This is a genomic window from Rhizobium sp. SEMIA 4085 (genome assembly GCF_013004495.1).
Classification (GTDB): Bacteria; Pseudomonadota; Alphaproteobacteria; order Rhizobiales; family Rhizobiaceae; genus Rhizobium; species Rhizobium gallicum.
This window is the reverse complement of sequence record NZ_JABEPH010000313.1, coordinates 1-7343: the sequence shown is the minus strand read 5'-3', so window position 1 is coordinate 7343 and position 7343 is coordinate 1. Positions and strand designations below refer to the sequence as shown.

The following is a 7343-nucleotide window of genomic DNA, read 5'->3' as shown; positions in this document are numbered from 1 at the left end:
CGCCAGCGGGCCGGTTTCGTGATCAAGGTAGGCGATCTGGGGGAGCGGTCTTTCGTCATATTCCAGGAGCAGCACGCGCTTAAAGTCTATCCCCGGCAACGCAACCATCCTTGGGGAAAGTGCAAGCCCGAGCTTTCGGTCGATCTGGGCAAGCTGAACGCTCTGGACATCGGCAGGCGGAACGGGACCTGCCAGCGTGTCCGACGTGTAGAGCGAGATGTATTCGGCGACGACAGCGCGCCATTCTGCGCCCTCGTCCTTCGAAAGGCTGCGGCTGATGCCGAGATAGGCGCGGTCTGCAATGACCCCCACGACCACCGAAGCGGCAAGCGCGCCGAGAAAGGCGCGGCGGCTCCCAAAGCTTGATCCCCTCCTTTCCCGCGGTGTGGGGATTGCGGCAAGCATCGATTCGAGGCTCGCCCGCGGCGCGGCGGCGAGAAGCGGGAGGAAGGCCTCCTTGAACGGCAGGTTGCTGTGGGACAGGAATTCCAGCCTGGCAGCTACGCGTTCGTCGGCATTGGCAAGCGCTTCGATGCGCGCAGCATCCTGCGACGGCAGTTCGCCGTCGATGAAGGCCGTCAGTTCTTCGTCAGAGGCTATGTTGATATCGTTGTTCATTGCCGTCCCTCGTCCGAAATGGCTCCGCAAAGCGTCGCGCGTGCTGCCGCCAGCCGGCTCATCACGGTTCCGATCGGTATGGCCAATACATCCGCCACCTCGCGATAGGAGAGCCCTTCCACGTAGGCGAGGAAGACGGCACTACGCTGTGCTTCCGGCAGCGCGTCCACCTGCAGCAGCACCTGATTTGCCATCACATGCGTTTCGGTGTCGCGGGCTCCGTCGAAGACCAGTGCTTCCTCGGGATCCGCCAAGCCCTTGCCCTGGCGGACCTTGCGGGAACGGACCTCGTTCAGCCAGATCGACTGCAGGATCGAAAACAGCCAGCGATCGAGCCGCGTCCCCTGTTCGAATTGACCGCCGCGTTCCAGCGCCCGGACACAGGTCTGCTGGACGAGATCATCGGCCACATCGCGCTGCCGCGAGAGCACGAGACCATAACGCCAGAGCCTGGCAAGGTTCTCTGTCAGGCCTTTCCTGATGTCCGCTTCGCTCGCGATGGCCGCCTCCGCCCCAGTTCGTCCTCCGGGGATCGCCAGCCGAAGCGGCAATCCCGTTTCCAGGCGACTATAGGCAGGAAATGTGGCGCGCGCGACCGGCATTCGACTATCCCTCCTTGCCGCCACGCGCCGCCTCTTTTCAGATCTTCGATGGATCGAGGATTACGGCGTTGAGGTCCTGGTATTCCTCGCAACCCGTGCCGCAGATCGCCTTGATCATGTTCAACTGCTCCTTGGCGAGATCGATGCGGCCTTTGACGACGTAGGCTTCGCCGAGATATTCACGAACCTTCGCATATTGGGGATCGAGCTTGACCGACTGAAGGTAATAGGAGATGCCTTCGTCCGTGCGACCGAGCTTACGGGTGGCATAGCCGCGATAATTCAGCACCTCCGCATTGTTCTGGTCCTTGACGGTATCCAGTATCGCCAGCGCTTCTTCGTAGCGGCCGGCCTTTGCCAGCGAATAGGCATAGTCGGTGCGGTTCTCATCCGTCACGTTGGCGCTCTGCTGCTTCACGCATTGCTTCGACCTCTTGTCATAGATCTGACCCTTTTTGCAGGTGGGCGTGTTCGAGCCGCCGCCACCACCGCCGCCGACTGCGAAGACGGGAGTGGAAAGCATAGAGGCGGCGATGCAGCCGCCGAGGACGAGAGAAGCGATACGGACAATCGTGGTCGTCATGGGATATCTCCGGGATAATGACGTTGCCGCCAAAGAACACGCCTGCCCGGAATTTTATTCGGACGGCGCAACGCATTTTTCCATCACCTTTTCGTGACGAAACCTTTACGAATAAATCGCCGTCAGAGGTGTTCTCCGCTTTACCACCGGGGGGCAAAAGGAGAATGCCGTGAACGATACGGTCAAATTTCTGAGCCTCGCCATTGCCGTGCCCGAACACATCATTACGCAGGCAGAAGCAGCCGAGGCATCGGCTCGCCTCTTTGCCGGCCGCTTCCAGGACTTTCGGCATCTTGCGAGCGTCTTTAACAATGCGGGCATTACTAAGCGACATGCGGCGCGACCGCTCTCATGGTTCGACGAACCGCATGGCTGGCAGGACCGGATGGACGCCTATGCCGAGGTCGCAAGCAGCCTCTTCATCGAAGCGGCGACCAAGGCACTGCGGCAGGCGGATCTGCAGGCAAACGACATCGATTGCGTCGTCACCGTCTCCTCCACCGGGTTTACGACGCCGAGCCTCGATGCGCAGCTTGCCGGAAAAATGGGGTTCCGGGCGGATATAGAGCGCGTCCCCGTATTCGGACTTGGCTGTGCGGCCGGCGTCTCGGGCTTCGGCATCGCGTCGCGTCTGGCGAAAGGCAAACCGGGCAAGACCGTGCTCTTCGTGACGATCGAACTCTGCACCCTTGCCTTCCGGCTGGACGAGCTGACGCGGCCCAATATCATTGCAACCGCACTCTTCGGCGATGGTGCTGCAGCTTGCGTGCTTCGCAATGGTGGACACGGCATCGCCGAAGTGGAATCGAGCGGCGAACATCTATTTGCCGACACGCTCGACATTATGGGCTGGAAGATCGACGACGCAGGCTTCGGCATCGTGCTTGCGCAGTCGCTGCCACCCTTCGCGGAGACGGAGCTTGGACCCGCCGTCGACGCGATCCTTGCGCGCAATGGCCTGTCGCGTCAGGATATCGACCGTTTCATATGCCACCCGGGCGGGACCAAGGTGCTGGCGGCAATGGAAAGTGCGCTTTCGCTCGCGCCCGGTTCGCTCGATCACGAGCGTGCGGTGATTTCCGACTATGGCAACATGTCCTCGCCAACCATCCTGTTCGTGCTGGAACGCGCAATCCGCGCCGGTCTGCCCGAGCGCGCTGCGATGATCGCCATGGGACCGGGATTTTCCGCAAGCTGCGTTACGCTGCGGAGGACGGCATGATGCTTGCGTCCATCGCGCTTCTGACCTTCGTCACGATCCAGCGGCTCGGCGAACTTGTTCTCTCCAGGCGCAACACCGCCGCGCTTCTTGCAAAAGGCGCACGCGAGACCGGGGCGGAACATTACCCCTACATGGTCGCCCTGCATGCCGCCTGGATCGGCGGGTTGTGGCTGCTCGCCTTGGACAGGCCTGTGAACCTTGTTTGGTTCGGCACCTTCATGCTGCTGCAAATCCTCCGCCTCTGGGTGCTCGCCACCCTCAAGGAGCGGTGGACGACGCGGATCATCGTTCTGCCGGAGGCGCCGCTCGTCCGTAGCGGGCCCTATCGATTCATCCGGCATCCGAATTATGCGATCGTTGCGGGGGAAATCGCGGTCCTGCCGCTTGCCTTCGGGATGCCGCTCTACGCGGGCGCCTTCACCATCCTGAATGCGCTCATGCTCGCCATCCGCATCCGTGCCGAAAACGCCGCACTCAAAACGGCAATGATTCTGAAATAAAATGCGATTTTTCAATTGCGCCATTGCAATCCTAAGGGCATTTTCGACCCTTGGAATTCAGTTGGCTGCAAGGAAAAATGACCAAGAACGCAATCGTGCTCGGTGCCGGCATCGTCGGTGTTTCGACGGCAATTCATCTGCAACGGCGCGGACGGCAGGTGACGCTGATCGACCGCAAGAATCCCGGCAGCGAGACCTCCTACGGCAATGCGGGACTGATCCAGCGTGAAGGTGTCGTGCCTTACGGCTTTCCACAACAGATCGGACTGCTGCTGCGCTACGCGTTGAACAACCGCATCGACGCGCACTATCACCTGAAGGCACTCCCGAGCCAGCTCGCCTTCCTCGCCCGATACTGGTGGAACTCCAATGCACGGCGCCATGAGATGATCACCCGTGCCTATGCGCCGCTGATCGAGAACTCGATCCTGGAGCACAAGGACCTGATCGAGGCGTCGCATGCAGAACAGCTGATCCGCAAGGATGGCTGGATGAAGATCTTTCGGACCGAGGGAAAGCGCGACGAAGAGCTTGCTGAGGCCGAAAGCTGGCAGAAGGAATTCGGCGTCAGCTACGAAACGCTGTCTTCCGCCGACATTGCCCGCATGGAGCCGAGCCTCATGCAGACCTTCGCCGGCGGCATCCGCTGGCGCGATCCCTGGTCGGTCCTTGATCCGCAAGCGCTGACTGCCGCCTACCGCAGCTATTTCGAAAGCCTTGGCGGCCGCTTTGTTGTCGGCGATGCCGTTTCGCTCGGCCAGTCGGGTTCCGGCTGGAAAATCATGACGTCCGAAGGCTCGATCGAGGCAGACGACGCGGTGATGGCGCTTGGTCCTTGGGCTGCGGTTGCAACGAAGCGGCTCGGCTATTCCTTTCCGCTTGGCGTCAAGCGCGGCTACCACATGCACTATGCGGCCGAAGGCAATGCCGTCCTCAACAACTGGACGCTCGATGCCGAACGCGGCTATTTCCTCGCGCCAATGAACCGCGGCATTCGGCTGACCACCGGTGCGGAATTCGCAGCATTCGACGCGCCGAAGACACCGGTTCAGCTCGACCGCGCAGAAAAAGTCGCCCGTACCGTCTTCCCGCTCGGACGCAGGCTCGATCCCGAGCCGTGGATGGGCGCGCGCCCCTGCACGCCCGACATGATGCCGATCATCGGCAAGGCGCCGCGGCACAATGGCCTGTGGTTCGCCTTCGGGCATGCGCACCACGGCCTGACGCTTGGACCGGTGACCGGCCGCGTGCTGGCGGAACTGATCACCGGCGGGACGCCGTTCATCAATATTTCCGCCTATTCGCCGCAGCGCTTCAATCCCTAGCGGCACGACAAGACGTGGCGGCATTCATTAGAGCTGCGCTTCGATGGCCGCCTTGTCGATGATCGACCATACCTCATCGATCTTTTCCCGATCGAAGCGATAGAAGACGTTTTCGGTGAAAAAGACTCTCTTTCCGTTGACTGGAAGGCCGAGGAACGTTCCCTTCGGCGCGCAATCGAAAGCCAGCCGGCATGCCATAAGGGGTGGGTCGGACGTCAGCAACTGGACGTCAAAACGAAGGTCTGGAATCTCCTCGACATCCCGCTCCAGCATCGCCCGATAGCCTGCCAGGCCAAGCGGCCGGCCATTGTGGCGCACATCGTCGCCGACAAAGCGCCCCAGCCGCTGCCAGCCCCGCGCGTTCAGGCAGGCGATGTAATCGCGATAAATCGCTGAGAGTTCAGCCCTGCTCAAGGCAAGTCCTCCGGGCACTGGATTTCTCTGAGCAATCAAAGATGGCCGCTTCTAAGAGGCCGTCAATAGATCGTGTTCAGCCAACGCCGAGCGGCGCTAGCTTCTTTCGAGCTTCCGCGGCAATGTCTTCGATCGTGTCGTCGATATCCACCGTCACGACGCCTGGCTCGCCGGTCGGCACCTCCAACGTTTCGAGCTGACTTTCAAGCAGGGACGTCGGCATGAAATGACCCGAGCGATGCCCCATCCGCTCGCTCAGCAGCTCCCTGGAGCCTTCGAGATAGACGAAGAAGAGATTGCCGCCGGCCGCAGCGCGCAGCCGCTCGCGATAAATGCGCTTCAGCGCCGAGCAGGAGACGATGACGCCATTGCCTTTTGCAAGAGCCGCCTTCATGGCTTCACCGATGAGGTCGAGCCAAGGCATGCGGTCCGCATCGGTCAGTGGAATGCCTTTCGACATCTTCTCGACATTGGATGCCGGATGAAGCTGGTCGCCTTCAATGTAGCGAAGGCTCAGCGCCTCCGCCAGTTTCTCGCCGATTGAGGATTTTCCCGAGCCGCTGACGCCCATGACGATGATTGCATGGGCCTTGTTCGTCCGCTCCGGCATTCGGTCCTCCGTCGTCGCCTGCGTCCGTTCAGTCGAGCGGAAAGTGACAGGCGTATTTTTGTTCGCCCTCTCCACTTAGTTCAGGCTCCACCCGGCGGCAATAGTCCTGGGCCTTCCAGCAACGCGGGTTGAAATGACAGCCGCTCGGCGGCTTCAGCGGCGAGGGAAGCTCGCCCTGCAGACGGATGCGGCTCTTGGCGCGATCGGGATCTGCGATCGGCGTCGCCGACAGAAGTGCCGCCGTATAGGGATGACGCGGGTGCGCAAAGACTTCGGCCGCCGGCCCCGTCTCGACCGGGCGGCCGAGATACATGACCATCACATCGTCGGCTATATGGCGAACGACCGATAGACCATGCGAGATGAAGAGATAGGCAAGCCCCATTTCCTTCTGTAGATCCATCAACAGGTTCAGCACCTGCGCCTGGATCGACAGGTCGAGTGCCGAAACCGGCTCGTCGAGCACCAGCACCTTCGGTCGCAGCATGAGCGCGCGGGCAATGGCGATACGCTGGCGCTGGCCACCGGAGAACATGTGCGGATAGCGGTCGTAATGCTCCGGCCGCAACCCGACGCGCGCCATCATTTCCTCTGCCTTGCGGCGGCGGCGCGCGGCATCAAGATCGGTGTTGATCTTCAGCGGCTCTTCCAGGATCGCACCGACCTTCTGGCGCGGATTGAGCGATCCGTAAGGATTCTGGAAAACGATCTGCACCTGGCTGCGGAGACTCCGGTCGCCGACGCGAGCAGGCTTGCCGTCGATCAGCAGCTCGCCTGCCGTCGGGTCTTCGATCATGGTGACCAGGCGCGCGAGCGTCGACTTGCCGCAACCGGATTCGCCGACAACGGCGAGCGTCTTGCCGGAATAGAGACTGAAGCTCACGCCGTTCAGCGCCTTGACGGTCGCCTCCGGTTTGAACATGCCGCGATTGACAGTGTAAAAACGGGCAAGATCCCTGCCCTCGAGAACGGCGCCGGTCATACGAAGTCTCCAGCGGATTGCTTCGGCATCACGCCGGGATGACCGAGCGGCTTGCCGTCTTTCAAAGGATAGTTGCAGAGCGCGAGGCCGAGTTCCGGCCCCTGGCGGACAACGCCACGATCGCATTCGACCGTCGCGTAGCCGCAGCGCGGCGCAAAGAGACAGCCGCGCGGGCGGTCATGCTGGCCGGGAACGACACCGGCGATCGACGGCAGATGCTGGCCGACTTGGGCACGCTCCGGCAGGGCGGAAAGCAATGCGGCGGTATAGGGATGATGCGGGTCGCGGAAAAGTGCCTTGACCGGCTGCTCCTCGACCTTTTGTCCGGCATACTGGACCTGCACGCGCTCTGCAGTTTCGGCGACGCCGCCCCTGTCGTGGGCAATCATTACCATCGCCCTGCGCTGCTCCGTCTGCAGACGCGCGAGCAGATCGAGGCACTGCGCCTGGCTCCTCACGCCGATGTCGGTCGTAGTCTCGTACGGTG

10 protein-coding genes are annotated in these 7343 nt (G+C 61.6%); 3 read left to right on the top strand and 7 right to left on the bottom strand.

Annotated features, from left to right (window positions below):
- From C9413_RS24610 to C9413_RS24600, 3 genes are all read right to left on the bottom strand, one after another.
- Positions 1-618: anti-sigma factor (locus C9413_RS24610; RefSeq protein ID WP_170251018.1), on the bottom strand; the 618-nt coding region annotated here is incomplete at its 3' end.
- Positions 615-1220 (bottom strand): RNA polymerase sigma factor, encoded by a 606-nt coding sequence (locus C9413_RS24605; protein WP_170251017.1) that lies wholly within the window; start codon positions 1218-1220, stop codon positions 615-617. The genes C9413_RS24610 and C9413_RS24605, both read right to left, overlap by 4 nt.
- A gap of 37 nt (positions 1221-1257) precedes the next feature.
- Positions 1258-1803, bottom strand: a complete 546-nt coding sequence (locus tag C9413_RS24600; protein WP_039844033.1) for a tetratricopeptide repeat protein — start codon at positions 1801-1803, stop codon at positions 1258-1260.
- Positions 1804-1972: 169 nt separating this feature from the next.
- On the opposite strand from C9413_RS24600, the gene C9413_RS24595 reads away from it, so the two are divergent.
- The 3 genes from C9413_RS24595 to C9413_RS24585 all read left to right on the top strand — a co-directional run bounded on the left by C9413_RS24595 (position 1973) and on the right by C9413_RS24585 (position 4850).
- A complete protein-coding gene (locus tag C9413_RS24595) occupies positions 1973-3025 on the top strand; it encodes a 3-oxoacyl-[acyl-carrier-protein] synthase III C-terminal domain-containing protein (protein ID WP_039844032.1) in 1053 nt (350 codons plus the stop codon).
- Positions 3022-3525, top strand: a complete 504-nt coding sequence (locus C9413_RS24590; RefSeq protein ID WP_039844031.1) for an isoprenylcysteine carboxylmethyltransferase family protein — start codon at positions 3022-3024, stop codon at positions 3523-3525. Before C9413_RS24595 ends, C9413_RS24590 begins: the two co-directional genes overlap by 4 nt.
- A 77-nt stretch (positions 3526-3602) precedes the next feature.
- Positions 3603-4850 (top strand): FAD-binding oxidoreductase, encoded by a 1248-nt coding sequence (locus C9413_RS24585; RefSeq protein WP_039844030.1) that lies wholly within the window; start codon positions 3603-3605, stop codon positions 4848-4850.
- A gap of 27 nt (positions 4851-4877) precedes the next feature.
- Here the strand turns inward: C9413_RS24585 and C9413_RS24580 are convergent, their stop codons facing one another.
- The 4 genes from C9413_RS24580 to C9413_RS24565 all read right to left on the bottom strand — a co-directional run.
- Positions 4878-5264, bottom strand: a complete 387-nt coding sequence (locus C9413_RS24580; RefSeq protein ID WP_039844029.1) for an ester cyclase — start codon at positions 5262-5264, stop codon at positions 4878-4880.
- A 76-nt stretch (positions 5265-5340) separates the two neighbouring features.
- Positions 5341-5874 carry a gluconokinase gene (locus C9413_RS24575; RefSeq protein WP_039844028.1) on the bottom strand — a complete coding sequence of 178 codons (534 nt, stop codon included), beginning with the start codon at positions 5872-5874 and terminating at the stop codon, positions 5341-5343.
- A 28-nt stretch (positions 5875-5902) separates the two neighbouring features.
- The gene (locus C9413_RS24570) at positions 5903-6856 is read right to left on the bottom strand and encodes a peptide ABC transporter ATP-binding protein (protein ID WP_039844027.1); all 954 of its coding nucleotides are present in this window, start codon (positions 6854-6856) and stop codon (positions 5903-5905) included.
- Positions 6853-7343: oligopeptide/dipeptide ABC transporter ATP-binding protein (locus C9413_RS24565; protein ID WP_348648796.1), on the bottom strand; the 491-nt coding region annotated here is incomplete at its 5' end. The genes C9413_RS24565 and C9413_RS24570, both read right to left, overlap by 4 nt.

Excerpts from the sequence above, each read along its gene's own strand:
- C9413_RS24605 (WP_170251017.1), bottom strand. The coding sequence starts at position 1,220 with ATGCCGGTCGCGCGCGCCACATTTCCTGCCTATAGTCGCCTGGAAACG.
- C9413_RS24600 (WP_039844033.1), bottom strand. The coding sequence starts at position 1,803 with ATGACGACCACGATTGTCCGTATCGCTTCTCTCGTCCTCGGCGGCTGC.
- C9413_RS24590 (WP_039844031.1), top strand. The coding sequence starts at position 3,022 with ATGATGCTTGCGTCCATCGCGCTTCTGACCTTCGTCACGATCCAGCGG.
- C9413_RS24585 (WP_039844030.1), top strand. The coding sequence starts at position 3,603 with ATGACCAAGAACGCAATCGTGCTCGGTGCCGGCATCGTCGGTGTTTCG.
- C9413_RS24575 (WP_039844028.1), bottom strand. The coding sequence starts at position 5,874 with ATGCCGGAGCGGACGAACAAGGCCCATGCAATCATCGTCATGGGCGTC.
- C9413_RS24570 (WP_039844027.1), bottom strand. The coding sequence starts at position 6,856 with ATGACCGGCGCCGTTCTCGAGGGCAGGGATCTTGCCCGTTTTTACACT.